Annotated in this window: 1 protein-coding gene; it reads right to left on the reverse strand. The window is 71.3% G+C overall.

Annotated features, from left to right (window positions below; genetic code table 11):
- Nucleotides 1-71: 71 nt before the first annotated feature.
- Complete coding sequence (gene folD / locus HMPREF3114_RS06345; protein WP_053498430.1) at nt 72-947, reverse strand: bifunctional methylenetetrahydrofolate dehydrogenase/methenyltetrahydrofolate cyclohydrolase FolD; 876 nt, start codon at nt 945-947, stop codon at nt 72-74.
- Nucleotides 948-1,055 lie beyond the last annotated feature (108 nt).

Below are 1,055 nucleotides of genomic sequence, written 5' to 3' on the forward strand. Positions count from 1 at the left end.
GTAGCGCCGGGCCATGCCCGGCGAGCGCAGCGGCGCCGCAAACATCCGCCGGGCATGGCCCGGCGCTACCCTCAGGAGGCTTCCGCCGCTTCCAGGGTGTTCTGCATCAACGTGGCCACGGTCATCGGGCCCACGCCACCCGGCACCGGGGTGATCCAGCTGGCCCGCTGGGCCGCCGCTTCAAACCCAACATCGCCCACCAACCGGCCGTCATCCAAGCGGTTGATACCCACATCGATCACCACCGCGCCCGGCTTCACCCATTCGCCCGGCACGATGCCCGGGCGGCCCACCGCCACCACCAGGATGTCGGCGTTGCGCACGGCCTGTTCCAGCACGTCCTTGGGGGTGAACTTGTGGCAGCTGGTCACGGTGCACCCGGCAATCAGCAGCTCCAGGCCCATCGGCCGGCCGACGTGGTTGCTCACGCCGACGATGGTGGCGTTGCGGCCACGCACCGGCTGGTCGGTGTGGCCCAGCAGCGTGGTGATGCCGCGCGGGGTGCACGGGCGCAGGCCGAACTCGCGCAGCGCCAGGTGGCCGACGTTTTCCGGGTGGAAGCCGTCCACGTCCTTGCGCGGGTCGATGCGCTGGATCAGCCGGCGCGCGTCGGGGATGCCCGGCAGCGGCAGCTGGATCAGGATGCCGTTGATCTTCGGATCGGCGTTGAGCTGGTCGATCAGCTCGAGCAGCTCGGCTTCGGTGGTCCCGGCCGGCAGATCGTAGTCATGCGCCTCGATGCCGACCTTCTCGGCGGCACGGCGCTTGTTGCGCACATACACGGTCGAGGCCGGGTCGCCACCGACGAGCACCACGGCCAGGCCCGGACGGCTGCCACCGGCGGCCACGCGGGCGTCGACGCGCACCTTCAGGCTGTCGAGCAGGTCCTCGGCGATACGGCGGCCATCAAGGATGCGGGCAGGATGCTGGGGGGCGGAATCGTTCATCGGGGGCAGGCGTGGGGCGGCGGGGACGCTATTGTCCCCGATTCAGGCCCCCTCGCCCACCGCCAATCCGGGCGGCCGCTGCGCTCGCCGGGCATGGCCCGGCGCTAC

The sequence above is a fragment of the Stenotrophomonas sp. HMSC10F07 genome (assembly GCF_001807895.1).
GTDB classification, from domain to species: domain Bacteria; phylum Pseudomonadota; class Gammaproteobacteria; order Xanthomonadales; family Xanthomonadaceae; genus Stenotrophomonas; species Stenotrophomonas sepilia.